This window comes from Klebsiella sp. GG_Kp175, from assembly GCF_040062325.1.
GTDB classification, from domain to species: domain Bacteria; phylum Pseudomonadota; class Gammaproteobacteria; order Enterobacterales; family Enterobacteriaceae; genus Klebsiella; species Klebsiella quasipneumoniae.
The window spans coordinates 1-24058 of the sequence record NZ_JBEAFX010000034.1; the positions used below are offsets into that span (position 1 = coordinate 1).

General features: G+C 58.6%; 26 protein-coding genes. 9 read left to right on the top strand and 17 right to left on the bottom strand.

Annotated features, from left to right (window positions below):
• The first annotated feature begins 399 nt into the window (after positions 1 to 399).
• The 6 genes from ABLU73_RS23430 (at position 400) to ABLU73_RS23455 (ending at position 4955) form a co-directional block, all read left to right on the top strand.
• Complete coding sequence (locus ABLU73_RS23430) at positions 400 to 714, top strand: BON domain-containing protein (protein WP_004205689.1); 315 nt, start codon at positions 400 to 402, stop codon at positions 712 to 714.
• 125 nt (positions 715 to 839) lie between these two features.
• Entirely contained in the window at positions 840 to 1406 is a 567-nt protein-coding gene (yqaB, locus tag ABLU73_RS23435; RefSeq protein WP_004205690.1) for a fructose-1-phosphate/6-phosphogluconate phosphatase, read from the top strand.
• Complete coding sequence (locus tag ABLU73_RS23440; RefSeq protein WP_231828985.1) at positions 1403 to 1831, top strand: YqaA family protein; 429 nt, start codon at positions 1403 to 1405, stop codon at positions 1829 to 1831. Before yqaB ends, ABLU73_RS23440 begins: the two co-directional genes overlap by 4 nt.
• 66 nt (positions 1832 to 1897) lie before the next feature.
• Positions 1898 to 3454 carry a glutamate--cysteine ligase gene (gene gshA / locus ABLU73_RS23445; protein WP_004205693.1) on the top strand — a complete coding sequence of 519 codons (1557 nt, stop codon included), beginning with the start codon at positions 1898 to 1900 and terminating at the stop codon, positions 3452 to 3454.
• A gap of 165 nt (positions 3455 to 3619) precedes the next feature.
• Entirely contained in the window at positions 3620 to 4135 is a 516-nt protein-coding gene (gene luxS / locus ABLU73_RS23450; RefSeq protein ID WP_004205694.1) for an S-ribosylhomocysteine lyase, read from the top strand.
• Positions 4136 to 4187: 52 nt separating this feature from the next.
• A complete protein-coding gene (locus ABLU73_RS23455; RefSeq protein WP_032456498.1) occupies positions 4188 to 4955 on the top strand; it encodes a helix-turn-helix transcriptional regulator in 768 nt (255 codons plus the stop codon).
• On the opposite strand, the gene leuA is transcribed toward ABLU73_RS23455, so the two are convergent.
• The 14 genes from leuA to ABLU73_RS23525 form a co-directional block, all read right to left on the bottom strand.
• Positions 4934 to 6610, bottom strand: a complete 1677-nt coding sequence (leuA, locus tag ABLU73_RS23460; protein WP_085846544.1) for a 2-isopropylmalate synthase — start codon at positions 6608 to 6610, stop codon at positions 4934 to 4936. The two genes, ABLU73_RS23455 and leuA, sit on opposite strands and share 22 nt — an antisense overlap.
• A gap of 136 nt (positions 6611 to 6746) precedes the next feature.
• On the bottom strand, positions 6747 to 8285 hold the full coding sequence (emrB, locus tag ABLU73_RS23465) for a multidrug efflux MFS transporter permease subunit EmrB (protein WP_002914342.1): 1539 nt from the start codon (positions 8283 to 8285) through the stop codon (positions 6747 to 6749).
• 15 nt (positions 8286 to 8300) lie between these two features.
• Positions 8301 to 9473 (bottom strand): multidrug efflux MFS transporter periplasmic adaptor subunit EmrA, encoded by a 1173-nt coding sequence (gene emrA / locus ABLU73_RS23470; protein ID WP_004205697.1) that lies wholly within the window; start codon positions 9471 to 9473, stop codon positions 8301 to 8303.
• Between the two features lie 125 nt (positions 9474 to 9598).
• Complete coding sequence (gene mprA / locus ABLU73_RS23475; protein ID WP_002914337.1) at positions 9599 to 10129, bottom strand: transcriptional repressor MprA; 531 nt, start codon at positions 10127 to 10129, stop codon at positions 9599 to 9601.
• A 90-nt stretch (positions 10130 to 10219) separates the two neighbouring features.
• Positions 10220 to 10555, bottom strand: a complete 336-nt coding sequence (gene ygaH / locus ABLU73_RS23480; protein ID WP_004205699.1) for an L-valine transporter subunit YgaH — start codon at positions 10553 to 10555, stop codon at positions 10220 to 10222.
• Entirely contained in the window at positions 10545 to 11291 is a 747-nt protein-coding gene (locus tag ABLU73_RS23485) for an AzlC family ABC transporter permease (protein ID WP_017900616.1), read from the bottom strand. Before ABLU73_RS23485 ends, ygaH begins: the two co-directional genes overlap by 11 nt.
• A 181-nt stretch (positions 11292 to 11472) precedes the next feature.
• Positions 11473 to 12471, bottom strand: a complete 999-nt coding sequence (proX, locus tag ABLU73_RS23490; RefSeq protein WP_017900617.1) for a glycine betaine/L-proline ABC transporter substrate-binding protein ProX — start codon at positions 12469 to 12471, stop codon at positions 11473 to 11475.
• A gap of 78 nt (positions 12472 to 12549) precedes the next feature.
• On the bottom strand, positions 12550 to 13617 hold the full coding sequence (gene proW, locus ABLU73_RS23495) for a glycine betaine/L-proline ABC transporter permease ProW (RefSeq protein WP_023290754.1): 1068 nt from the start codon (positions 13615 to 13617) through the stop codon (positions 12550 to 12552).
• Positions 13610 to 14812, bottom strand: a complete 1203-nt coding sequence (gene proV / locus ABLU73_RS23500) for a glycine betaine/L-proline ABC transporter ATP-binding protein ProV (protein WP_002914328.1) — start codon at positions 14810 to 14812, stop codon at positions 13610 to 13612. Before proV ends, proW begins: the two co-directional genes overlap by 8 nt.
• Positions 14813 to 15169: 357 nt before the next feature.
• A complete protein-coding gene (nrdF, locus tag ABLU73_RS23505) occupies positions 15170 to 16132 on the bottom strand; it encodes a class 1b ribonucleoside-diphosphate reductase subunit beta (RefSeq protein WP_348850459.1) in 963 nt (320 codons plus the stop codon).
• A gap of 10 nt (positions 16133 to 16142) precedes the next feature.
• The gene (gene nrdE / locus ABLU73_RS23510) at positions 16143 to 18284 is read right to left on the bottom strand and encodes a class 1b ribonucleoside-diphosphate reductase subunit alpha (protein WP_017900618.1); all 2142 of its coding nucleotides are present in this window, start codon (positions 18282 to 18284) and stop codon (positions 16143 to 16145) included.
• Positions 18257 to 18667: a class Ib ribonucleoside-diphosphate reductase assembly flavoprotein NrdI gene (gene nrdI, locus ABLU73_RS23515; protein WP_004205706.1), complete on the bottom strand. Its 411-nt coding sequence runs from the start codon at positions 18665 to 18667 to the stop codon at positions 18257 to 18259. Before nrdI ends, nrdE begins: the two co-directional genes overlap by 28 nt.
• Positions 18664 to 18909: a glutaredoxin-like protein NrdH gene (nrdH, locus tag ABLU73_RS23520; RefSeq protein ID WP_004205709.1), complete on the bottom strand. Its 246-nt coding sequence runs from the start codon at positions 18907 to 18909 to the stop codon at positions 18664 to 18666. The genes nrdI and nrdH overlap by 4 nt, the downstream gene beginning before the upstream one ends.
• Before the next feature lie 183 nt (positions 18910 to 19092).
• Entirely contained in the window at positions 19093 to 19524 is a 432-nt protein-coding gene (locus ABLU73_RS23525; RefSeq protein WP_004205714.1) for a carboxymuconolactone decarboxylase family protein, read from the bottom strand.
• A gap of 88 nt (positions 19525 to 19612) precedes the next feature.
• Between ABLU73_RS23525 and ABLU73_RS23530 the strand changes: the two genes are divergently transcribed.
• Entirely contained in the window at positions 19613 to 20986 is a 1374-nt protein-coding gene (locus tag ABLU73_RS23530; RefSeq protein ID WP_180405535.1) for a PLP-dependent aminotransferase family protein, read from the top strand.
• Between the two features lie 119 nt (positions 20987 to 21105).
• On the opposite strand, the gene ABLU73_RS23535 is transcribed toward ABLU73_RS23530, so the two are convergent.
• The gene (locus ABLU73_RS23535) at positions 21106 to 21453 is read right to left on the bottom strand and encodes a DUF883 family protein (protein ID WP_004205716.1); all 348 of its coding nucleotides are present in this window, start codon (positions 21451 to 21453) and stop codon (positions 21106 to 21108) included.
• A 149-nt stretch (positions 21454 to 21602) separates the two neighbouring features.
• On the opposite strand from ABLU73_RS23535, the gene ABLU73_RS23540 reads away from it, so the two are divergent.
• A complete protein-coding gene (locus ABLU73_RS23540; RefSeq protein WP_002914291.1) occupies positions 21603 to 21965 on the top strand; it encodes a DUF2002 family protein in 363 nt (120 codons plus the stop codon).
• Between the two features lie 78 nt (positions 21966 to 22043).
• Here the strand turns inward: ABLU73_RS23540 and alaE are convergent, their stop codons facing one another.
• On the bottom strand, positions 22044 to 22493 hold the full coding sequence (alaE, locus tag ABLU73_RS23545) for an L-alanine exporter AlaE (protein WP_004205719.1): 450 nt from the start codon (positions 22491 to 22493) through the stop codon (positions 22044 to 22046).
• Positions 22494 to 23221: 728 nt separating this feature from the next.
• Here alaE and stpA point away from each other — a divergent pair.
• Positions 23222 to 23623, top strand: coding sequence for a DNA-binding protein StpA (gene stpA / locus ABLU73_RS23550; RefSeq protein ID WP_023290746.1), 402 nt, complete (start codon positions 23222 to 23224; stop codon positions 23621 to 23623).
• A 77-nt stretch (positions 23624 to 23700) separates the two neighbouring features.
• Here stpA and ABLU73_RS23555 read toward each other — a convergent pair whose 3' ends face one another.
• Positions 23701 to 23880, bottom strand: coding sequence for a hypothetical protein (locus ABLU73_RS23555; protein WP_004205721.1), 180 nt, complete (start codon positions 23878 to 23880; stop codon positions 23701 to 23703).
• Positions 23881 to 24058: the final 178 nt, after the last annotated feature.

Below are 24058 nucleotides of genomic sequence, written 5' to 3' on the forward strand. Positions count from 1 at the left end.
TACGAACCGAGCGGTCGGAGGTTCGAATCCTCCCGGATGCACCATATTCTCCTTAATAACAGCGACGATGTTGTTTTATGGTCTGCGAAATCATCGCCAGCACCAGGGAGGATAACGTTGCGTAAGCAACGGCCCGAAGGGTGAGGCGAAGCCGAATCATCCTCCCGGATGCACCATATTCTCCTCAGTAATAGCGACGATGTTGTTACATAGGCTGCGAAATTATCGCAGCACCCGTTCTGAATGCATCATCTTCACTCTTCTCTCACCATCCCGATAACCGCGTTTCCCATCGCCAGTTTCATCCTGACTTTTTTATTGGCAAGCCGCGCTTTCCACTATAATTTATCCTTGTATATCAGCGTTATCAGGCTGAGATAAATGCAAGGAGAGAAATCCATGAAATGGTTCAAAGCAATACCTGCTTTTTGCGCAACGCTGCTGGTGGCGACGGCCCTCGCTGGCTGTGCGGGATCGGCTACAAAGGAGAGTACGGGCGGCTATATTGACGATACCGTGGTGACCACCAAGGTAAAAACGGCGCTCTTTAACGATAAAGACATCAAGTCCTCTGAAATCAGCGTCCAGACCTTTAAAGGCCGCGTCCAACTGAGCGGATTTGTCTCCTCCGCGGAAAGCGCTAAACGGGCGGTGGAAGTCACCCGTCGGGTGCAGGGCGTGCGAATGGTCGAAAACGATCTGCGAATTAAATAAGGCCGCCTATCCGGTCTGATGCCTGAAGGCGCCTGTGGGCGCCTTTGTCGTCTGCGCCGCTGGCCGCGACAACGACCGGCTTTTGCGTTACAGTAACCATTCATTAACCGGTTGGTGAGAAGACGATGTACGAAGGTTACGCAGGACTGATCTTTGATATGGATGGCACTATCCTCGATACCGAGCCGACCCATCGTCAGGCATGGAATGAGGTGCTGGGCCGCTACGGTATGCGTTTCGACGAACAGGCGATGGTTGCCCTCAATGGCTCACCGACCTGGCGGATTGCCCAGGCGATTATTGAACTCAACCAGGCGGATCTCGATCCACATCGCCTGGCGCAGGAAAAAACCCTGGCCGTTAAGGCGATGCTGCTGGACAGCGTACGTCCATTGCCGCTGATCGAGGTGGTCAAGGCGTGGCACGGCCGTCGCCCGATGTCGGTCGGCACCGGTAGCGAAAGCGCCGTCGCCGAAGCGCTGCTGGCGCACCTGGGCCTGCGTCATTACTTCTCCGCGGTGGTGGCGGCCGATCATGTGGTCAACCATAAACCCGCGCCCGATACCTTCCTGCTGTGCGCCGAGCGCATGGGCGTCGCGCCGGAAAAATGCGTGGTCTTCGAAGATGCCGACTTTGGTCTGCAAGCGGCGAAGCGCGCGGGAATGGACGCTGTAGACGTGCGTTTGCTGTGAGCGACGCGCTGTCACTCCTCTCGCTGTTTGCCAGTAGCTTTTTAAGCGCCACGCTGCTTCCCGGCAATTCGGAGGTCGTGCTGGTTGCGATGCTTCTAACGGGGGTTAGTCATCCGTGGTGGTTAGTATTAATAGCAACAATCGGCAATAGCCTTGGAGGGGTAACTAACGTTATTCTGGGGCGCCTGTTTCCGCTGCGTAAAACCTCGCGCTGGCAGGAGCGGGCGGCCGGCTGGCTTAAGCGCTACGGCGCGGTTACGCTGTTGCTGAGCTGGGCGCCGGTTGTCGGCGATTTACTGTGTTTGCTGGCGGGATGGATGCGCATTTCCTGGGGACCGGTACTCTTTTTCTTATGCCTTGGAAAGGCGCTGCGCTATATCGCTATTGCGGCAGCGACGCTTCAGGGCATGACGTGGTGGCACTAATTGGACTGACAGTTCATCCATTACAATTATGCTTATTCAAACGATTTCGACAGGCGGGAGGTCAAATTGATCCCGGACGTATCACAGGCGCTGGCCTGGCTGGAAAAACATCCGCAGGCTCTGCAGGGTATTCAACGTGGTCTGGAGCGGGAAACGCTGCGCGTGAACGCAGACGGTACGCTGGCGACGACCGGTCACCCTCCGGCGTTAGGCTCAGCGCTGACGCATAAATGGATTACCACCGATTTTGCCGAAGCTTTACTCGAGTTTATTACGCCGGTAGACGGCGATATTGAGCATATGCTGACCTTTATGCGCGATGTCCATCGCTATACCGCGCGTCAGCTTGGCGACGAGCGGATGTGGCCGCTGAGTATGCCATGCTATATCGCCCCCGGTCAGGATATTGAGCTGGCGCAGTACGGCACCTCTAACGTGGGGCGCCTGAAAACGCTATATCGCGAGGGGCTGAAGAACCGCTATGGCGCGCTGATGCAGACTATCTCCGGCGTGCACTATAACTTCTCCCTACCGATGGCCTTCTGGCAGGCTAAATGTGGTGTGGAAGACGCTGAGAGTGGTAAAGAGGCCATTTCGGCGGGCTATTTCCGCTCAATTCGTAACTACTATCGCTTTGGCTGGGTGATCCCCTATCTGTTCGGCGCCTCGCCGGCGATTTGCGCTTCGTTCCTGCAAGGAAAGCCGACGACGCTGCCCTTTGAGGAGACGGGCAACGGCATGTATTACTTGCCGTACGCCACCTCGCTGCGCCTCAGCGACCTTGGTTATACCAATAAGTCGCAAAGCAATCTCGGAATTACGTTTAACGATCTGCACGAGTATGTGGCAGGATTGAAGCGCGCGATTAAAACGCCGTCGGAAGAGTACGCCAAAATCGGGCTGGAAAAAGACGGTAAGTATCTGCAGATCAACAGCAATATCCTGCAGATTGAAAACGAACTCTATGCGCCGATCCGCCCGAAACGCGTCACCCGTCGGGGCGAAACCCCGTCCGATGCGCTGTTGCGCGGTGGTATTGAGTATATCGAAGTGCGTTCGCTGGATATCAATCCCTTCTCGCCGATCGGCGTAGACGCCCAGCAGGTGCGTTTCCTCGACCTGTTTATGGTCTGGTGCGCGCTGGCCGACGCGCCGGAGATGAGCAGCGATGAGCTGCTGTGCACCCGCACCAACTGGAATCGGGTGATTCTGGAAGGGCGTAAGCCGGGCTTAACGTTGGGCATCGGCTGCGAAAGCGCGCAGTTCCCGCTGGCGCAGGTGGGTAAAGATCTGTTCCGCGATTTACGCCGTGTAGCGCAGACGCTGGACAGCATTCACGGCGGCGAGGCCTATCAACAGGTCTGCGATGAGCTGCTGGCCTGTTTTGACGATCCGGAATTAACCTTCTCAGCCCGCATTCTGCGTTCTATGATTGAAGAAGGGATTGGTGGAACCGGCCGTGCGCTGGCCGATCGTTACCGGACCCAGCTGCGTGAAGAGCCGCTGGAGATCCTGAGCGAAGAAGATTTCATCGCCGAGCGTGACGCGTCGGTGGCGCGACAGAAGAAAATAGAAGCGGAAGACAGCGAGCCGTTTGAGGCGCTGTTGGCGCGGCACGCGTAGCGGTCGAAGCGCTGGAAAAGAAAAAGGCCACATCACTGTGGCCAAACTTTCATCTCTGATTCAGGGATGATGATGATAATAAATGCGCGTCTTTCATATACTGAGACTCGCGGCTGAACAAAGAGTTCATTTTATTTTAAAAAAATTCACTCCCGGAGGTGACGAATGCCGTTGTTAGATAGTTTCACAGTCGACCATACCCGAATGGAAGCCCCAGCGGTGCGTGTCGCGAAGAAAATGAACACGCCGCATGGCGATGAAATCACCGTATTCGATCTGCGCTTCTGCGTGCCGAACCAGGAAGTGATGCCGGAGCGCGGTATCCACACCCTCGAGCACCTGTTCGCCGGCTTTATGCGCGATCACCTGAACGGGAATGGCGTGGAAATTATCGACATTTCGCCGATGGGCTGCCGCACCGGGTTCTATATGAGCCTGATTGGTACGCCGGACGAGCAGCGCGTCGCCGACGCCTGGAAAGCGGCGATGGCCGACGTGCTGAAGGTGAAAGATCAGAACCAGATCCCGGAGCTGAACGTCTACCAGTGCGGGACCTACACCATGCACTCGCTGGAAGAGGCGCAGGAGATCGCTCGTCATATCATCGAGCGCGATGTGCGCATCAACAGCAACGACGAACTGGCGTTGCCGAAAGAAAAACTGCAGGAACTGCACATCTAGTGCTTCCGCCGCGGCCCGACGCCTGTCGCCGGGCCGCTTTCCCGACGCCGCCATGACGACGACCACCACCTTCTCCTTTCAGCACCGCCCGCTGGTGCCCTTTGCCCATGATTATGCTCACGGTGACCAGGAAGACTGGCATCAGCATGACTGCGCCCAGCTGCTGCATATTTTAAGCGGCGTGGTGCGGGTGGCGACGCCGGCAGGCTACTGGGTGGTGCCGCCCGGACGTGGCGTCTGGCTGCCGGCGGGAACGCCGCACGCACTGCGCATGACCGGCAACGTGGCGGCGCGAACGCTGTTTATCGATCCGCTGGCGCGCGCCGATCTTCCGGCGGGCTGCCAGATCGTACAGATCACGCCCCTGCTGCGGGAACTGATTGTCTCCTCCCTGGCGCTGGCCGAACGTTATGCCCCCGCCAGCCGCGACGAACGGATTTATGAGCTGATCCTCGATGAGATCCGCGGGATGGCGATCCTGCCGTTTGGCCTGCCGGAGCCGCAAAGCGAAACGCTGCGCCGGCTGTGCCAGCAGGTGCGCGAGGCGCCGGGCGACGTCTGGAGCAGCAGCCAGGCGGCGAAGGCGTGCAGCATGAGCGAGCGAACCCTGAACCGCCATTTTCAGCAGCAGACTAGCCTGACGTGGCGCGAGTGGGTGCGCCGGGCGAAGCTAATGGAAGCGCTGATTCGCCTGGCGCAGGGCCACTCCGTGCTGCGGGTGGCGCTGGAGCTGGGCTACGGCAGCCACAGCGCCTTCAGCGCCATGTTTCGTCGGGTGATGGGCGTCGCCCCCAGCGACTATTTTCGTCCCCCGGCCTGATCGGCGGCGCTGAGCGCATTGCACAGCGCCTGCAGCGAGGCGCGCGCCACGTCATTATCGATACCCACGCCCCAGTAGCTTTCTCCTTGCGGAAAAACGCAGCGGATATAGGCCACCGACCGGCTGTCGCTGCGCGCGCCGAGGGTATGCTCATGATAGTCCTTGATCATAAACGGTTGCCGAAACAGCGCGCTGAGGCTGCTGGCTGCGGCGGAGAGCAGGCCGTTGCCCTGGCCCTGCAGGCGTCGGGTTTCGCCGTGGTGACGCAGCGTTGCCTGCAGGGAAAGCTGGCCATTCTGCTGGCTGGCGCTCTGATAATCGACCAGCGTCAGCGCAGACTGCGTCTGCAGCCCGTAGCGCGTGCGGAACAGCTGCCACAGCGCATGGTGGGTCATCTCTTTGCCGTCGCTATCGGTGACCTGCTGAACGTGCTGGCTGAAGTCCTGCTGCAGCCCGCGGGGCAGCTTCAGGCCATGATTTTGTTCGATAAGCCAGGCGCTGCCGCTTTTCCCCGACTGGCTGTTGACGCGGATCACCGCCTCATAGCTGCAGCCAATATCCTGCGGGTCAATCGGCAGATAGGGCATCCGCCACGGGTCGCCAGGCTGACGGGCATCAAATCCTTTTTTGATCGCATCCTGATGAGAGCCGGAGAAGGCGGTGTAAGCCAGACTTCCCGCCCACGGGTGGCGCGGGTGAACGGGGATCTGATTGCAGTTTTCCACCACTTCCACCACCCGGTTCATCTGCTCGAAGCGAAGCTCAGGGTCGATGCCCTGGCTGTAGAGATTCATCGCCAGCGTCACCAGACAGACATTGCCGGTGCGTTCGCCGTTGCCAAACAGGCAGCCTTCCACCCGGTCGGCACCGGCCATCACCGCCAGCTCGGCGCTGGCGACGCCGGTGCCGCGGTCATTGTGCGGATGCACGCTGATGCAGACTTCGCCGCGGCGGGAGAAGTGGCGGCAAAAATATTCGATCTGATCGGCATAGACATTCGGGGTGTTGACTTCCACCGTCGCCGGCAGATTGACGATCATCGGTCGCTCGGCGCAGGGCTGCCAGACATCCGCCACCGCTTCGCAAATCTCAAGCGCAAACTCGGGCTCGGTGAAGCAGAAGGTTTCAGGCGAATATTCATATTGCCAGCGGGTCTCTGGCTGCTGTTCGCACTGCTGACGGATAAGCCGGGTGGCGCGGGTCGCGAGGGCGATCACCTCGGCCTTGTCCATGCCGAAAACCAGCTCGCGGAACAGCGGCGCGGTGGCATTGTAGAGGTGGACGGTGGCCCGGCGGGCGCCGCGCAGCGCCTCAAAGGTGCGCAGGATCAGCGGGTCTCGCGCCTGGGTCAGCACCTGGATAGTGACATCCTCCGGGATGCGCTGTTCGTCAATCAGCTGGCGGACAAAGTTGAAGTCGGTTTGTGAAGCGGAAGGGAAGGCGACCTCAATCTCTTTAAAGCCGCACTCCAGCAGCAGATCCCAGAACTGCAGTTTGCGGGCGCTGTCCATGGGCTCGGCCAGCGCCTGGTTGCCGTCGCGCAGGTCAGTCGACAGCCAGCGTGGGGCGTGGCTGATTTGCCGGTCAGGCCAGCGGCGGTCGGGAAGAGCGATCGGCGGATAGGGTCGGTACTTTTCAGCAGGATGGCTCAGCATAGTGTTCTCCTTAATGGTCAGCCTTTATCCTGCCCGAGCGCCGGCGGGCGGGCTTTCGCAAACGAGACAGAAACTAGCGAGAACTGGACAACCTGAAGGCGTAAAAAAGGGACCCGCAGGTCCCTTAATGTGAGGCTTAGTGCGCGCCGCCGCCGCCGCCGCCGGCGCTGAACGGGGGTCTGGCGAACCACACCAGTCCCAACAGCAGGATGAAAATGGCCGCTGAGATCCAGAAGATTTCGTTGGCGGAGATAATCAGCCCCTGGTTGGTTATCTGCTGTGCTATCCAGCCGGACGCCTGTTGCTGCGTCATTCCCATCCCCTGCAGCTGATCGTAGATCTGCTGCGCGTTGGGGTTGAACGGCGTCACCGATTCGGTGAGCTGCGCATGGTGCAGCGCCTCGCGGTTGGTCCACAGGGTGGTGGTGATCGAGGTACCGATGGAGCCAGCAAGGGTACGGGTGAAGTTCGACAAGCTCGACGCCGCCGCCAGCCGCTCCGGCGGCAGGCCGGAAAGGGTGATGGTGGTCAACGGCATGAAGAAGCAGGCCACCGCGAAGCCCTGGATAAACTGCGGCCACGCCGAGGCGCCAAAGTCCATCCCCGGTTCGAAGGTCCAGGCGCGCCAGTAGAAGCAGACGGCGTACATGATAAAGCTGAAGGTGACCAGCCGCCGCATATCGAGCTTATGCGCAAAGCGGCCGATAATCGGCGACAGAATGACCGGGATCACCCCCACCGGCGCTGACGCCAGGCCGGCCCAGGTCGCAGTGTAGCCGTAGACCTCCTGCAACAGCTGCGGCAGCAGCACGATGGCCCCGAAGTAGAGCATGTAGGCCAGGCTGATGCAGAGGCAGCCGATGGTGAAGTTGCGCGACTTAAACAGCGACAGATCGACAATCGGGTTATCGTCGGTCAGCTCCCAGACGATCAGGAAGCTTATCGCCACCACCGCCACGATGGTCAGAATGATAATTTCATTGGAGGAGAACCAGTCCAGCTCTTTGCCCCGGTCCAGCATCACCTGCAGACTACCGATACCGATGATCAGCAGCGCCAGGCCGACGCCGTCGATACGCCGCTGTTCGGTTTTGGTTTCCCGGTTGCGCAGGGTCTGCAGGGTCATCAGCACCACCGCCACGCCAATGGGCACGTTGATAAAGAAGATCCATCCCCAGTGGTAGTTATCGCTGATATAGCCGCCGAGGATCGGGCCGCAGATGGGAGCGACGATCACCGTCATCGACCACAGCGCCAGGGCGATAGAGCGTTTCGCCGGCGGATAGTTGCTGAGCAACAGACTTTGCGACAGCGGGATCAGCGGCCCGGCAACAATCCCCTGAATGACGCGGAAGAAGATCAGCATCGTCAGGCTGTTGGAGACGCCGCAGGCCCAGGAGGCGATGGCGAAAGCGGTGGTGGACCACAGGAACAGCTTCACCTCGCCCACGCGCTTGGCCAGCCATCCGGTGATCGGAATGGAGATGGCGTTAGCGACCCCGAACGAAGTGATGACCCAGGTCCCCTGGCTCAGCGATGAGCCAAGGTTACCGGCGATGGTCGGGATCGCCACGTTGGCGATAGTGGAATCCAGCACCTGCATGAACGTCGCGAGCGACAGCGCAATGGTCATGATGACCAGCTGCGCGCCTTCCAGCGGTTTTTGCTGTTGCATTACACTCACCCCGAATTATCCGGCGTTGGCCTGAATGATCTCGTCTATCAGCTTATTGACCGGATCGAGAGCGATTTCGCGGGCGTTGCTCTCGTAGACCGGGGAGCTCCGCACCTGGCTTGCCAGCATTTCGCCATCGCGATCGGTGGTGTTAACTTCTACCAACGTCGAGAGGCCGATGCGCAGCGGGTGTTCCGCCAGCTGTTTTTCATCCAGTTCGATGCGGACCGGCAGACGCTGTACCACTTTGATCCAGTTACCGGTGGCGTTCTGCGCCGGCAGCAGGGAGAAGGCGCTCCCGGTCCCCATATCCAGACCAACCACCTTGCCGGTGTATTTCACGTCATCGCCATAGATGTCGCTGATCACCGTGGCCGGCTGGCCAATGCGCATATGCGCCAGCTGGGTCTCTTTAAAGTTAGCGTCGATCCACAGGTTAGTTGCCGGAACCACCGCCATCAGCGGCGTGGTGGTGCCGATCTGCGCGCCAGGCTGTACCGAGCGACGGGAAACGTAGCCGCTAATCGGGCTGACGATCTGCGTACGCTGCAGGGCCAGCCAGGCGTTACGCACTTCGGTCGCCGCCTGCAGCACCGCCGGCTGCTGTTCGAGTTTGGTACCCAGCACGATCGCCTGGTTGGCGTTGTACTGCTGGATGGCCACGTCAAGCTCGGCCTGCGCGCTGGCGACGGTGTCGCGGGCGTGCTGCAGCTCTTCGCGGCCGATGAGGTTCGCCGCGCCCAGCGGGATACGGCGGTTCAGGTCAGCCTGCGCCTGGGCGAGGGCGGTCTTTTTGACGTCAATATTCGCCTGCAGCTGCTTGCTGTTGATCATCTGCTGACGGGTTTGACGCACGCTGGCGGCCAGCTGCGTCTTGGCTTTCTCAAACGCCTGTTGGGCATCGGTCTGATCGAGGGTGACCAGCGGATCGCCTTTCTGCACGTAGTCCGTGTTGTCAGCCCAGACTTTGGTCACGCTGCCCGAGACCTGGGCCATAATTTGTACCTGGTTCCCTGCCACGTAGGCATCGTCGGTCTCTTCGTAGTGACGCAGTACCAGAAACCAGTAAATCCCATATGCCACGGCAATAATAATGAAGAGCAATGTCAGCAACAGAAGGGCGCCTTTACGCTTCCCTTTTTTGCTGCCTGGTTGCTGCGGGGTTTGGCTCTCCGCATTTGCGCTCATGTTATTCTCCACGATCTTATTATTTCACATCGGCTGAGCCGACCTGTTTATCAGAAAGGCCAGCAGAGATCTGCTGGCCTGGCTGTTTTCCTTGCAACGTAAAAATGGGCTGAGCGACGCCGCCCTTAGCGTAGAGAGTCCGCCAGCACGCCTTCTTCTTCCATCTGGTCAAGGCGGCTCAGGAGTTTGCGGGTAATATGTTCGAGCTGATCTTTTTCGCTGGTGCTGAGTGAAGACCACAGCTGATGCAGGCAGTTATGCTGCGGCGGCAGGACTTCACGCAAAAACTGATGGCCCTTTTCGGTCAGCTGCAGATGCAGACAGCGACGATCGTTATCGCTCTCGCGGCGTTCAATCCAGCCGCGTTTTTCCAGTTCATCAGCGATACGGGTGGCGTTGGTACGCGACGAGCCCAGCGCACAGCTCAGCTCGGACGGCTGAATGCTGTGGTTTTCCTGCGACTCCAGCGTAATCAGCGCCATAAATAATGTCTCGTTAATTCCCTGCGCTTTGAGCATTTTATTGCGATTTTCCAGCAGCTTACCTTGCATATGCATGCAAAGACGAGTTAACAGAATCTCCTGGAACGGGAAATCTTCATGGCGGCTGGCGCGGAACTTGAGCATTTGCTCAATGGGAGTAAACGAACTATCCATTTGGGTATGACCTCATTAATTACAGCCGATATAATAACTATTGTGACAAATAAATCAAATGAATTATTGACCAAAATTGATACGTAAAGCTTAGAGCCCGCTGGCGATTTTCCAGGCCAGACCGTAGGCCAACGCCGACAGGAGGGTCGGGATAATAATGCTGCGGGTTTTCCAGAAGGCGCCCCCCAGCACCAGGAAGCCGATCAGCGTCGGCGCCAGACGATGGGCATCGGCGAGGATCTCCGGCACGCTGGAGACCACCAGCAGCGCGCAAATCGAGGCGATACCGATGGTATCCAGCAGCACGCTGACCGGGCCACGGCGGGCAGGCCGGGCATGGCCCGCGCGCAGACGCAGGGGAAGATAGCGAAACAGATAGTTCACGCCGCCGACAATCACCCCGAGCAGAAGGACCTCACTGTTCATCCGGCATCCCCTTCAGCATGGCCTGGACCAGCGCCGTCAGACACCCGCAGACAATTCCGGCAAGAATCGCCGCCGGAATGGAAAATAACAGAATGCCGCCCAGGGCGCCCGCCAGCGCCGCGGTGACGCACAGGGATTGCTGGCGCTGGAAAGAGGCCAGCAGGAAGCTCATAAACAGCGCCGGCAGCATAAAGCCGAGCGCGGCTTCCACCGCCGGATAGTCCACCAGCAAACCGTTGCCGGACCAGGCGCCGGCCAGCGTGCCGCACACCCAGGATGCCCACGAGGTGAACGCGAGACCGAGCATCCAGTTTTCGCTCCAGCGGCGGTGGTCGCGAACCAGCCTGGCGGTGGCGGCGGCGAAAACCTCATCGGTCAGGCCGAAGGCCCAGAGGGCGGTTTTCTTTTTGTTCAGCGCGGTATGGATGCGGCTGCGCAGCGAGGGGCCATACAGCACGTGGCGTACGTCCATCGCCATCACCGTCAGGGCGGCGACCCACAGCGAACTGCCGGCGGCCAGCATGGCGGTGATCACAAACTGGCTGGCGCCGGCGTAAATGATGCAGGAGAAAAACAGGCTTTCCAGCGGGGTGAAACCCAGCCGGGTGGCATTGAGTCCGAAGGCGAATGCCACCGGAAGGTAGCTGATGACGATGGGGAGACTGTCTTTAATGCCTTCGCCGACGGTGGCGACACGTTCAGATAAGGCACAGGTTAAGGGCGCGGGGTTTTCCATATGAATAACTTATCGCTGGATCCATGTGAAGGTGGCAAATTGACCGATGTCCCCACCTTAACAGAGCGCGACGCGCCTTAACACTATGAAAATGCCCGCAATCCGCTTTTCCCTGACCCAGACGGGATGAAAGGCGGGGAAGGGGGCCCGGATAAGGCGTCGGGCCTTATCCGGGAGCGGGTTACTGCTGCGCGGCGAGGGCGGCTTTCACCCAGCTGTCGAACAGCGGCTGGTGGGCCTTGATCCAGCCATCAACATGACCGTTAATGTCGGCTTCAGAAGCATGGCCGTCGTGCATCATCGCATTCTCGGCATTGATGTCGGCGATCGGCAGCTTCATGACGCTAAACAGAGTGGCGGCGGCCGGGTTTTTCTCCGCCCAGGCTTTGTTGGCGACAATGTGCATGGTGTTGACCGGGAATCCATAGTTGGCGCCATTGGCCAGTTTGGTATCGATGTTTTTCTGCTCGCCCGGCAGGGAGGAGAACGGCACCTGCAGCCAGACGACGTCTTTGCCAGGCTTCAGCACGTCGCTAACCCAGTACGGCGTCCAGGTGTAGTAGAGCACCGGTTTACCCTCTTTATAACGGGCGATGGTGTCGGCCATCATCGCCGCGTAGTTGCCCTGGTTATGGGTGACGGTTTTGCTCAGGCCATAGGCGTCAATCTGGTGGTTAATCACCGCTTCGCAGCCCCAGCCAGGGGTGCAGCCGGTGAGGTCCGCTTTGCCGTCGTTGTTGGTATCAAACAGTTTGGCGATCTGCGGATCTTTGAGCTGATCGATGGAGGTGATGTGGTACTGCTCGGCGGTTTTTTTGTCGATCAGATAGCCCTGGGCGGCACCTGAGACGTATACCCCCTTGCGGTAAAATTTGTTATCACCGCCCGCCGCGGCGTACATGTCATCGTGCAGCGGCTGCCAGTTGGTGGCGATGAAGGTGGTATCCCCAGCGGCAATCGAGGTATAGGCAACGTTATAGTCCACTTCGCTCGGTTTCTCGACGGTGTAGCCAAGCTTCTCCAGCGCGCGGCTGACCAGCAGGGTCTGGAAGCTCTCTTCGGAGATGGTGCTCTGGGCCGGCTTGACGGTAATGCCTTTGCCCGGCAGGTCGGCGGCGAAGGCGCTAGTGGCGATCAGGGTGGCAAAGGCGGCGGTGGCCATCATCGTGCTATGTCGCATGGTGGTTCCTCTTATTGTTTAACGGGAAGGGCGGCCCCCCGGCATCGGCTGGTGCCGGGGAGCGGCGCTGTTATCGACTTATCGACAGAAAGGGCGAGTGAGAAGCCCCAGCGGGCCGGTGGTGTACCAGCGGCGGTTGCCGCGACTGCGGGCGTCGCGGCCGACGGCCTGGGTAAGGCGGTCAAGAATAATCGCCAGGATCACGATCCCCACGCCGCCGACGGTGGCCAGGCCCATATCCAGGCGACCAATGCCGCGCAGCACCATCTGGCCAAGACCGCCGACGGCGATCATCGAGGCGATCACCACCATCGACAGGGCCAGCATCAGCGTCTGGTTAACCCCGGCCATAATGGTGGGCATCGCCAGAGGCAGCTGAACTTTAAACAGCAGCTGGCGCGGGCTGGCGCCAAATGAGCGCGACGCTTCGATCAGATCCGCAGGCACCTGGTTTATCCCGAGGATGGTCAGACGGACGATGGGCGGCAGGGCGAAGATAATCGTCACCACCACGCCGGGCACGTTGCCGATGCCGAACAGCATTACGATCGGCACCAGGTAGACAAAGGCCGGCGTGGTCTGCATGGCATCCAGCAGTGGGCGGATAATTTTCGCCGCCCGCGGACTGCGCGCCAGCCAGATCCCCAGCGGCAGGCCGATGATCATGCAGAACAGCAGGGCGGTGAGGACCAGCGCCAGGGTGACCATCGCCTGCGACCACGCGCCGATGGCGCCAATGGCAATCAGCGATACCAGGGTGGCGACCCCCATGCCGAGGCTGGAGATCTGCCAGGCGATCAGCGCGAAGACGATAATCGCCACTGGCGCCGGCATTCCCAACAGCAGCTGCTGAAAGGCGCTGAGAATGTAGTCGATCGGCACGCGGATCCCCTGGAACAGCGGGCGGAAGTGCAGCACGATCCAGTCGATGGCGTGGGTCACCCAGCTGTCGAGCGGGATCAGGGTCTTATGGAACGGATCCATGATATTGAACTGTTCCGGCTGCGGCGCCGGGGCGCTGTGCAGCCAGTCGGCGCCGCCGCCATTGGTCGGCGCGGCAGTAGAAGCGCCACCCCAGGCGTCTGCAGCCTGGGCGGCGCTGTCGGTTGCCGGGGCGCTGTCCCACGGATTGGTTTGATCAGCCATGATTCACCCCCTCGCGATCTAAAGCCTGGAGCAACATTCGTTTGGAAATGATGCCAATATATTGTTGTTCTTCATCCACCACCGGGACGGCGCACGGGGCGTGGCCGACGTGGGAGAGCAGATCGCTGAGCGGCGTTTGCGCCTCCACCGCCAGCGGGGCGTCAATCAGCGCCGCCTCGATCCCCTGGCCGGCGCTGAGCGCGGTTTTCAGAGAATCGATCGACACAATCCCGACAAAGCGATTACCACGCTCGATGACATAGCCATATTCCCGGTCTTCATCCTGTAATAATTTCAGCGCTGAGCGGGGGCCAAAACCTGGTGTTTTACGAATCAGGCCGACCGGACTACGACGGGCAATATCTTTGGCGCTGAAGACCTGGCTAATATCGACGCCGCGGAAGAAGGTGCGGACATAATCATTGGCCGGATTATTCAATATTTCATCCGGAGTACCGACCTGGACCACTTCGCCATTTTGCATAATGGCGATACGATCGCCAATTCGCATGGCTTCATCAAGGTCATGGGAAATAAAGACAATGGTACGCTGATGCTTAGCCTGTAATTTGATCAGCTCATCCTGCATTTCGGTGCGAATGAGCGGATCGAGCGCGGAGAAGGCTTCATCCATTAACAGAATATCGGGATTAATCGCCAGGGCGCGGGCTAAACCGACGCGCTGACGCATCCCGCCAGAGAGTTCATCCGGCCAGGCGTGGGCATAATTCTCCAGCCCCACCTGCCGCAGCGCTTCCCGCGCTTTTTGCTCTCGCTCAGCGGCCGGGACGCCGGCAAGCGCCATGCCAAACGCCGTGTTGTCGAGCACGCTCATGTGCGGCATCAGTGCAAAGGATTGAAAAACCATCGCAATTTTTTTACGACGCACCTCGCGCAGCTCGGCGTCCGACATTTTCGCGATATCGACCCCGTCAATCAGCACCTGGCCGCGGGTGGGTTCAATCAGGCGATTGAGAAGGCGAACCATGGTGGATTTCCCCGAACCGGAGAGCCCCATGATGACGAATATCTCGCCTTCTTCAATGGCCAGACTGGCGTCTTTGACGCCAAGCGACAGCCCCGTTTTTTCCAGTATTTGCGCTTTGTTGAGTCCTTTCTCAATATATTTGAAAGCACGGTGAGGGTGCTCGCCAAATATCTTATAAAGATTTTTAATTTCTAATTTAATTGCCATGCAATAGAGAAGTTCCTGTTATTTGTTTATTGCGATACGGTACCCAATGGTGATTATGATCTTTTTACACCCTAACATACTCAGATTCTGTGACAACCCTTAATGACAAACTCTCGGAAAAATGGAGTGAGGGACATGGCGGCGCAGCCCCCGTGATATAAGGGCTGAGCGGTAATTTGTTGTGGGTAATATTTTTTGATTATCTCTGGATAATTCGGCTGAAATAGACCAGTTTTCTGCTAAATATGACGGGATGATGACGGTTAGGCCATGGAGAGAATATTTGACAGATGAACCCACTTTTCTGCGAAATAGATCACCAGGAATTCGGTCGCGATATTCCTGGTGAAAGTACGGTTAAAAGTCCCAGTCGTCGTCGGCGGTCTCTTCCATTTTTCCTATCACGTAGGAGGAGCCAGAACCGGAGAAAAAGTCGTGGTTTTCATCGGCGTTGGGCGACAGCGCCGCGAGGATCGCTGGATTAACCGCCGCCATCTCCGCCGGGAACAGCGCCTCGTAGCCGAGGTTCATCAGCGCTTTGTTGGCGTTGTAGCACAGGAAAGCGCTAACGTCGTCGAACCAGCCGCTCTCGCCGTACAGTTCCCGGCTGTAGGCCAGCTCGTTGTCGTAAAGATCCATCAGCAGATCGAGGGCGAAATTTTTCAATTCTTCGCGCTTGCCGGGGCTGACGATCTCCAGTCCTTTCTGATATTTGTAGCCGATGTAATAGCCATGCACCGCTTCATCGCGAATGATCAGGCGGATCAGATCCGCGGTGTTGGTCAGCTTTCCCCGGCTGGAGAAGTACATCGGCAGCCAGAAGCCGGAGTAGAAGAGAAAGGATTCGAGGAACACGCTGGCGATTTTTTTCTTCAGCGGCTCGTCGGCCTGATAGTAGCCCAGCATCAGCTGCGCCTTGCGCTGCAGGGGCTCACATCTTTCGCTCCAGGCGAAGGCGGCATCCACCTCCTTGCTGTGGCACAGCGTGGAAAAGATGGAGCTGTAAGAGCGAGCATGAACCGCTTCCATAAAGCTGATGTTCGACAGCACCGCCTCCTCATGCGGGGTCAGGGCGTCCGCCATCAGCGCCGGCGCGCCGATGGTGTTCTGAATGGTGTCGAGCAGGGTCAGCCCGGTAAAAACGCGAATGGTCAACTGCTGCTCCGCCGCGCTGAGGGTTTGCCAGGCGGGAATGTCGTTCGACAGCGGCATTTTCTCCGGCAGCCAGAAGTTGCTGGTGAGACGGTTCCACACCTCCAGATCTTTATCGTCATCGATGCGGTTCCAGTTGATCGCGCTGACGCGCGTTAAATGAGTCATCCTGATCTCCTTACAGCGCGCAGGACACGCAGCCTTCAATTTCAGTGCCTTCCAGCGCCAGCTGGCGCAGTCGGATGTAGTAGAGCGTCTTAATGCCTTTCTTCCAGGCGTAGATCTGCGCCTTGTTGATATCGCGGGTGGTGGCGGTATCGGGGAAGAACAGGGTCAGCGACAGCCCCTGATCGACGTGGCGCGTCGCCTCGGCGTAGGTGTCGATGATTTTCTGGGGCCCTATCTCGTAGGCATCCTGATAGAGGGCCAGATTGTCGTTATTCATAAACGGCGCGGGGTAGTACACCCGTCCGGTTTTCCCCTCTTTGCGGATCTCAATCTTCGAGACGATCGGGTGAATGCTGGAGGTGGCATGGTTGATGTACGAGATCGAGCCGGTGGGCGGCACCGCCTGCAGATAGCGGTTGTAAATGCCATAGCGCATGACGTCGTCGCGCAGCTGGCGCCAGCTTTCCCGGTCGGGCAGGGAGATGCCGGCGCGGGCGAACAGCGCGCGGACCCGTGCGGTTTTCGGCTGCCACTCCTCATGCAGATATTTGTCGAAGTACTCCCCGCTGGCGTAGCGCGACTGCTCGAAGCCGGCGAAGCGCTGACCGCGCTCGCGAGCCAACAGCATCGAGGTGTGCAGCGCGTGCCAGGTCACGGTGTAAAAGTAGATATTGGTGAAGTCCAGCCCCTCCGGGCTGCCGTAGGCAATGCCTTCCCGCGCCAGGTAACCGTGCAGATTCATCTGCCCCAGGCCGATGGCGTGGGAGGCCGCGTTGCCGGCCGCCACGGAAGGGACCGACTGAATGTGGCTCATGTCGGACACGGCGGTCAGGGCGCGCACCGCGGTGGCGATTGTGCGGCCGAAATCCGGCGAGTCCATGGTATGGGCGATATTCAGCGAGCCGAGGTTGCAGGAGATATCTTCCCCGATATGGGCATAGCTGAGGTCTTCATTATAGGCGGACGGCGTACTGACCTGCAGGATCTCGGAACACAGATTGCTCATGGTGACCCGCCCGGCCACTGGACTGGCGCGGTTCACGGTGTCTTCAAACATGATGTACGGGTAGCCGGATTCAAACTGGATCTCCGCCAGGCGCTGGAACAGGTCGCGGGCGCGGATCCAGCGTTTGCCCACCCGCTCGTCGGCCACCAGCTGCGGATAGAGGTCGCCGATGGCGCAGTCGGCGAAGGGTTTGCCGTACAGCCGTTCGACATCATACGGCGAGAACAGCGCCATCTGCGCGTCTTCTTTCGCCAGCTGGAAAGTGATATCAGGGATCACCACCCCCAGCGACAAGGTTTTGATGCGGATTTTCTCATCGGCATTTTCACGCCGGGTATCAAGGAAGCGCAAAATATCCGGATGGTGCGCGTGCAGCCAGACCGCCCCCGCCCCCTGGCGGGCACCGAGCTGGTTGGCATAGGAGAAGGCATCCTCCAGCATCTTCATCACCGGCACCACGCCGGAGGACTGGTTTTCGATGCGCTTGATCGGCGCCCCGGCCTCGCGCAGGTTAGAGAGTAAAAAGGCCACGCCGCCGCCGCGCTTCGACAGCTGCAGCGCCGAGTTCACCGCCCGGCCGATGGACTCCATATTATCCTCAATGCGCAGCAGGAAGCAGGAGATCAGCTCCCCGCGCTGCTGTTTGCCGGCGTTGAGGAAGGTGGGGGTAGCCGGCTGGAAGCGGCCGCTGAGTATCTCCTCCGTCAGCTGCCGCGCCTGCTGTTCATCGCCCCGGGCCAGCGTCAGGGCCACCATTACGCTGCGTTCGGCGAAATCCTCGAGGTAATGTTTGCCATCAAAGCTCTTCAGCGCGTAGCTGGTGTAGAACTTCCAGGCCCCGAGGAAGGTCTGGAAGCGAAACGCGGCGCGCCGGGCATGGTCGAACAACGCCAACACAAACCCGCGGTCATAGCCGGCCAGCACCTGCGGATCGTAATAGCCCTCGCGGACGAGCCAGCTGAGTTTATCCTCCTGGCTGGCAAAGGCGAGGGTGTTGGGCTGAACCTGGGTCGCCATAAAGGCCTCAACCGCCTGGCGATCTTTCTCAAACGGGATGCGACCCTCGCTGTCGTATAAGTTCAGCATTGCATTGAGAGCGTGAAAATCCACGGCGGCGGTTATACGTTCTGCGGTTGTCGTTGCCAAAATTCGCTGACTCCTTTGCGTACGTTATCGATATCGTCGGGGGTTCCCATCAGCTCGAAGCGGTAGAGATAGGGCACGGCGCACTTCTGCGCGATGACATCCCCGGCGCGCCCCCAGGCGTCGCCAAAGTTGCGATTGCCGGCGGCAATCACCCCGCGGATCAGTCGACGGTTATGTACGTCGTTTAAAAAGCGGATCGCCTGACGCGGCACGGCGCCGGCGGTGCCGCCGCCGCCATAGCTGGGAACGATGAGAATGTAGGGCTCGTCTACCTGCAGATGTTCACGCTCGTTCAGCGGGATGCGCACCGCCGGCAGCCCCAGGCGCTGCACAAAGCGATGGGTGTTCTCCGAACGGCTGGAGAAGTAGACGATGAGGCTCATGCGCTGGCCGCCGCGACGGAGGGACGCAGGCGATTGATCATATCCGGGCGGAAGCCGCTCCAGCGCAGGTCGCCGGCGATCACCACCGGCAGCTGGCGAAATCCCTGCTCGCGCAGGATGTCGGCGGCATCCGGCTGTTGGTCGACGTTGACCATTTCAAAGGCCAGTCCCCGGCTCTCCATGGCTCGCCGGGTGGCATGGCACTGCACGCAGTCATTTCGAGTGTAAATAATAATGCGCATGATTCGTATTTCCATTTAAGATAACAGCACGGCGCTAAACGTAGCGTCGAACGTTGTGGGCCATTCAATAAGGAAATACTAGATGTAGTTATTTAAAACTTCAACCACTCAATATATAGCGTTTTTAGCAAAGAATTCCCCCTCCGGGATGGCCAGGCGGAGGAGGGGGAAGGTTGCGCGAAACTACAGACGCATGGCGACGGCGAGGCGGTTAAAGGCGTTCATCAGGCTGATAGCGAAGGTGAGATCGCTTATCTGACGCGGGGTAAAATGTTCGCGCAGCGGCAGGTAAACCTCATCTTCCGCATGGCTGGCGGCGATGTCGGTGACCGACTCGGCCCACGCCAGTGCCGCGCGTTCGGCAGGGGTAAAATGGTCGCTCACCCGCCAGCCGGCCAGGGCATCCAGTTTGCTCTGCGCCATGCCGCCCTTGCGCAGCGCCTGGCTGTGCTTCTCAAGGCAGAAGGCGCAGCCGTTGATCTGCGACACGCGTAAATAGACCAGCTCCACCAGGGCGCTGCCCAGTTCGCTTTTCTCCAGCGCGAGGCTGGCCTGCACCAGCCCTTTATAGACTTCCGGGCTTAGTTCACTGAATGGCTGACGTAATTGGCTCATGGTGTTCTCCTCTCTAAGACGGCAGCCAAAATAGCACTATAATGGACTGCAAAAGATAGCCATATTGTGATGAAAAAAGCAGACCATAATGGAAGCCAGCCACCTCCCTCTCTATCAGCGTATTGCCCGCCAGCTGAAATCTGCCATTGAACGGGGCGAACTGGCTCCTGGCAGCCGTCTGCCCGCCAGCCGGGTGTTTGCCCAGGAGCAGGGCGTCTCCCGGGCGACGATCGAAAACGCCTGGGGCGAACTGGTCGCTCAGGGCTGGCTCGAGCGACGCGGGCAGGCGGGAACCTTTGTCAGCGAACGGCTCAGTCCGCGCCAGCTGGCGCCGGTAATGCCAGCGCAACCTGCCGCGCCGGCGGAGCCGTTGCCGTTTCAGATGGGGCTCCCGGCGCTGGATCTCTTTCCGCGCGGGCTGTGGGCGCGGGTGATGGGGCGCCGGCTGCGCACGCAGTCGCGGTTCGATCTGGCGCCCGGCGATCCCGGCGGCGACCCGCTTCTGCGTCAGGCGATCGTCGACTATCTGCGCCTGTCGCGCAGTATCGACTGTCAGCCGGAGCAGGTGCTGATCGCCGGCAACTATGCCACCGCTATGAACCTGATCCTGCGTACTCTGGCACAGCCGGGGCAGCATATGTGGATGGAAGATCCGGGATATCCCTTTATCCGCCCGGTGGTCGAGGCCGGGCAACTGGTGGTGGATGCGATCCCGGTGGACGACGAGGGGATGGATATCGCCTGGGGCCAGCGCCATCATCCGCAGGCGCGGTTTGCCCTGCTCACCCCGGCGCATCAGAGTCCGCTGGGCGTGGCGCTGTCGCTGCCCCGGCGTCGCCAGCTGTTGGCATGGGCCGCGGAGCGTGACGCATGGATCATTGAGGACGATTACGATAGCGAGTTTCGCTATCGCGGCAAACCGCTGCCGCCGCTGAAAAGCCTTGATGCGCCCCAGCGGGTCATCTACGCGGGCACCTTCAGCAAGTCGATGTTTCCGGCGCTGCGCACCGCCTGGCTGGTGGTGCCGAGCGCGCTGGCGGCGCGCTTTCAGCAGACCGTGGAGCGCCAGCCCTGTACGGTTCCCACCCTGTGGCAGCAGACGCTGGCGGATTTTATCCAGCAGGGCCATTTCTGGCGTCATCTGAAAAAAATGCGCGCCAGCTACAGCCAGCGCAGGCAGTGGCTGGAGTCTGCTCTGCAGGCGCAGGGCTTTCAGGTTACGCCGCAGCAAGGGGGGATTCAGCTGGTCATGCCGGTTAGCGGCGACGATCGCCTGTTGGCCCAACGGGCGGTGGCGGCCGGGCTGGCGGTACAGGCGTTGAGCGACTGGCGGATGCGCCATACCGGCGAGGGGGGATTACTGATGAGTTTTACCAATCTTCGCTCGCCGGCAATGGCTGGCGCGCTGGCCCGGCGGCTGGGGGAGGCGATCAGCGTCGGCGTCACACCCGATGGTGCGTAAAAAACCCCTGCGGCCAGAGGCGCGCAGGGGCTGACGCGTATTTGTTATCTTCATTGCTTTCCGTGAAGCAGGCGGGCTTCCGCACGCTTATCGCGCGGCGGCAGCAAACGCTATAGCTATTATCGACGTAAATTGAGCAATACGCCAATAAATACCCCGACGGCGGCGGCGGCGCCCACGCTGTGCCACGGTTTATTGCGCACGTAGGTATCGGCGCAGCCCAGCGCATCACATGCTGCCTGGCGCGCATCCAGCGCCGCCTGCTGCACCCGGTTGTGACCATTAATGCGAGCGCGGGTCTCTTTTAACAGCGATTGCGCTTTGGCACGCGCCGCTTCCGCTTCCTCTTTCGCGTCACTGCCCCACGATTTCAGCACCTCTTCCAGCGTGTCCGCTAATTGGCTGACATCGTTATGAATATCTTCGGCGTTATCGTCAAAATTGTTGCGGTTCACATGGTTAGCCATCGTTATCTCCCTTAATTCCATCGAGTGAGTAAGTGTAGGACAAGATTTTGAATTATGCTTACTACTGTGGTTTCTGGAATATTCCGAAAGCACTGCCCTTAATGAATAAGGTAAGGTCAATGTGCGGTAAAAGATAACGAGGAATCAGTATGTATTTAAGACCCGATGAGGTGGCGCGTGTTCTTGAAAAAGCCGGCTTCACCATGGATGTTGTGACGCAAAAAGCGTACGGCTATCGCCGCGGCGATAATTATGTTTATGTGAACCGCGAAGCGCGCATGGGGCGAACAGCGTTAGTTATTCATCCGGCGTTAAAAGAGCGCAGCAATATGCTGGCTGAACCGGCTTCAGATATCAAAACCTGCGACCATTATGAACAGTTTCCGCTGTATTTAGCCGGGGATGCGCAGCAGCATTATGGAATTCCGCACGGATTTAGCTCACGCATGGCGCTTGAGCGTTTTCTGAATGGGCTATTTGGCGAAGCTCAGCCGGCCATGTCGACGAATTAATTCGCTGGATAAAGGCCCGGGCGAAGTCGGCTGGCGGGAGGAAGCGACTGGCAGAGCCAGTCGCTGTTAACGTGTCGGTCAGGCTTTTGCCTGCTGGTAGGGAGCCACGCGGAACAGGCGGCGGCAATAGTCGAGGAAGTAGCCGTAAGCGGCGCCCATCATCATCGATACCGCCAGGTTCGAGCTCACCGCAGCGACAATCTGGTGCCAGTCCGCACCCACGCTCCACAGAATGGCGACATATACCGGCGACTGAAAGGTCACGTAGGCCAGCACGTCGGCCATATTTTTCATCCAGCCGGCCGGAGTGATGCGCCGGGCCTGACGCATCGCGAAATCGCGATAAATCCCGTAAGGAACAGCAATAATAATGTTGACCGGGATCGCCACCAGGCGCGACGATAACGACTGCTCAAACGTCATACCAGAGAGAAAAATTTCGATCATCATGTTGACGACGGTGCAGTAAACCACCATCGCAAAGGTGTCTGCAACCGCGTGCCGCAAGCGGGAGTGCGCAGAGAACATCGGAGTGCTCCTCGAAAATGAAGTCAAGAACGCCGAAAAATGCGCGTTGGTATAGCGTTTTTGGGCTGCCTGTTTTGATGTGCGTAGAGTATATCTCTGCATTAAAAGTGGCAACTAGCTATAAATTTTTATTTATTGCCTTTTTGTCGATAAAATACTCTGCGATGGTTGGTTTTCTGCCCGTTACGCTACTTTTATTGCTGTTTTCATTAAATGTGTTTATTTTCAGGTGGTTATGTGGTGTTTTGCCATGGTGTTTGACCAGGGAGGCGGCGTCTGAGCACTCGCCGTGGCGCAAAATCGCGTTAGCCTGTGATGAGAGTCTCGTTTAGATGTTTTTATGCCATTATGCCGGTTTTTGTGGTGAAAAATTCTAAAGTGACGTGTGGCGTTTTATTCTTCCTAGCTGGGTAACTATTCATTAGGCCGTGTGGAGAGGGCCAGCGCATCCGCCGACGATAAGAGGATAAGCCGCTGACCATAAAGGTAATATCGCCTGCTGAATATATTTTCCTATCTCACTATCCGCCGCTTTTATTTATTCATGGTCTCGTTGGCCCGCGCTGGCGAAAAAGAACCGGGGATTTTCCGATATAGGGCAGGCGGAAGAGATTTACTCTCTGCATAATATATTTATCTGGACAACCGCAGGCTGGAAATAAATAAACGTTTCTATTACACTTGCCGCGTTGTGTCTTTTAATTTGCTATTTGGAATTTTTTAATTTTATGTCTTCAATGTTACACAAACTGAATAATATCCGTTCACTGCGCGCGCTGTCCCGTGAATTCTCCATTGACGTGCTTGAAGAGATGCTGGAAAAGCTCAGGATCGTCACTGAAGAAATACGTACGCAACAGCAGCTGGCGGCACAGCAGCAAGCGGAATATCAGGAAAAAGTGAATACCTGGCTTGAGCTGATGCGCGCCGACGGTATTTCTCCTGACGAGCTGGTAGCCGATATTCAGCCGCCGATGGCGGGCGGTAAAAAGCGGAAACCGCGCCCGGCGAAATATCGTTATACCGATCATACCGGCGCCGAGAAAACCTGGACCGGCCAGGGAAGAATGCCGAAGCCGATTGCCCAGGCGGTCGCCGAGGGGAAATCGCTGGACAGCTTTTTAATTTAAAACCGATTCGGCCAGCGCCACGACGGCGGGGAAGACCCACCGCCCGGCCTGGCCTTATGACCTGCAGCAAGGGAGCTTCAGCAGACGCCGAAGTCTCCCTCTTCCTGATATCGCGTCACCTCGTCTGACTTCAGCGTATAGCGTTCTCCCTGCTCCTGAGCGGCCTGAACCACCACCAGATCCTCGCCCTGCACTTCGATCACTTTCAGTTTTGGCCCGCCCGCACGCGGTTGCACCAGATCGCCGACAGAAAACATCATTCACTCCTCACTGTTAATACTACGTATGAACCTAAACCATAGCTCAACGCCCGTTCACTGAACACCGGGTGTGCTGTTTTTTGTTAAAACAATTTGGAGGTATATGTATTAGAGTTGTTAATGTTTTGCTGGCGCCATACCGCTGCTGAGAAGGGGGGACGGCGAGGGTAGGGTT

Excerpts from the sequence above, each read along its gene's own strand:
- ABLU73_RS23525 (WP_004205714.1), bottom strand. The coding sequence starts at position 19,524 with ATGAGCCAATTACGTCAGCCATTCAGTGAACTAAGCCCGGAAGTCTAT.
- nrdI (WP_004205706.1), bottom strand. The coding sequence starts at position 18,667 with ATGAGCCTCATCGTCTACTTCTCCAGCCGTTCGGAGAACACCCATCGC.
- ABLU73_RS23485 (WP_017900616.1), bottom strand. The coding sequence starts at position 11,291 with ATGGAAAACCCCGCGCCCTTAACCTGTGCCTTATCTGAACGTGTCGCC.
- stpA (WP_023290746.1), top strand. The coding sequence starts at position 23,222 with ATGTCTTCAATGTTACACAAACTGAATAATATCCGTTCACTGCGCGCG.
- ABLU73_RS23540 (WP_002914291.1), top strand. The coding sequence starts at position 21,603 with ATGTATTTAAGACCCGATGAGGTGGCGCGTGTTCTTGAAAAAGCCGGC.
- ABLU73_RS23530 (WP_180405535.1), top strand. The coding sequence starts at position 19,613 with ATGGAAGCCAGCCACCTCCCTCTCTATCAGCGTATTGCCCGCCAGCTG.
- mprA (WP_002914337.1), bottom strand. The coding sequence starts at position 10,129 with ATGGATAGTTCGTTTACTCCCATTGAGCAAATGCTCAAGTTCCGCGCC.
- leuA (WP_085846544.1), bottom strand. The coding sequence starts at position 6,610 with ATGCTGAGCCATCCTGCTGAAAAGTACCGACCCTATCCGCCGATCGCT.
- proV (WP_002914328.1), bottom strand. The coding sequence starts at position 14,812 with ATGGCAATTAAATTAGAAATTAAAAATCTTTATAAGATATTTGGCGAG.
- proX (WP_017900617.1), bottom strand. The coding sequence starts at position 12,471 with ATGCGACATAGCACGATGATGGCCACCGCCGCCTTTGCCACCCTGATC.
- ABLU73_RS23430 (WP_004205689.1), top strand. The coding sequence starts at position 400 with ATGAAATGGTTCAAAGCAATACCTGCTTTTTGCGCAACGCTGCTGGTG.
- nrdH (WP_004205709.1), bottom strand. The coding sequence starts at position 18,909 with ATGCGCATTATTATTTACACTCGAAATGACTGCGTGCAGTGCCATGCC.
- luxS (WP_004205694.1), top strand. The coding sequence starts at position 3,620 with ATGCCGTTGTTAGATAGTTTCACAGTCGACCATACCCGAATGGAAGCC.
- ABLU73_RS23455 (WP_032456498.1), top strand. The coding sequence starts at position 4,188 with ATGACGACGACCACCACCTTCTCCTTTCAGCACCGCCCGCTGGTGCCC.
- nrdF (WP_348850459.1), bottom strand. The coding sequence starts at position 16,132 with ATGACTCATTTAACGCGCGTCAGCGCGATCAACTGGAACCGCATCGAT.
- proW (WP_023290754.1), bottom strand. The coding sequence starts at position 13,617 with ATGGCTGATCAAACCAATCCGTGGGACAGCGCCCCGGCAACCGACAGC.
- yqaB (WP_004205690.1), top strand. The coding sequence starts at position 840 with ATGTACGAAGGTTACGCAGGACTGATCTTTGATATGGATGGCACTATC.
- ygaH (WP_004205699.1), bottom strand. The coding sequence starts at position 10,555 with ATGAACAGTGAGGTCCTTCTGCTCGGGGTGATTGTCGGCGGCGTGAAC.
- alaE (WP_004205719.1), bottom strand. The coding sequence starts at position 22,493 with ATGTTCTCTGCGCACTCCCGCTTGCGGCACGCGGTTGCAGACACCTTT.
- emrA (WP_004205697.1), bottom strand. The coding sequence starts at position 9,473 with ATGAGCGCAAATGCGGAGAGCCAAACCCCGCAGCAACCAGGCAGCAAA.
- emrB (WP_002914342.1), bottom strand. The coding sequence starts at position 8,285 with ATGCAACAGCAAAAACCGCTGGAAGGCGCGCAGCTGGTCATCATGACC.
- ABLU73_RS23555 (WP_004205721.1), bottom strand. The coding sequence starts at position 23,880 with ATGTTTTCTGTCGGCGATCTGGTGCAACCGCGTGCGGGCGGGCCAAAA.
- ABLU73_RS23535 (WP_004205716.1), bottom strand. The coding sequence starts at position 21,453 with ATGGCTAACCATGTGAACCGCAACAATTTTGACGATAACGCCGAAGAT.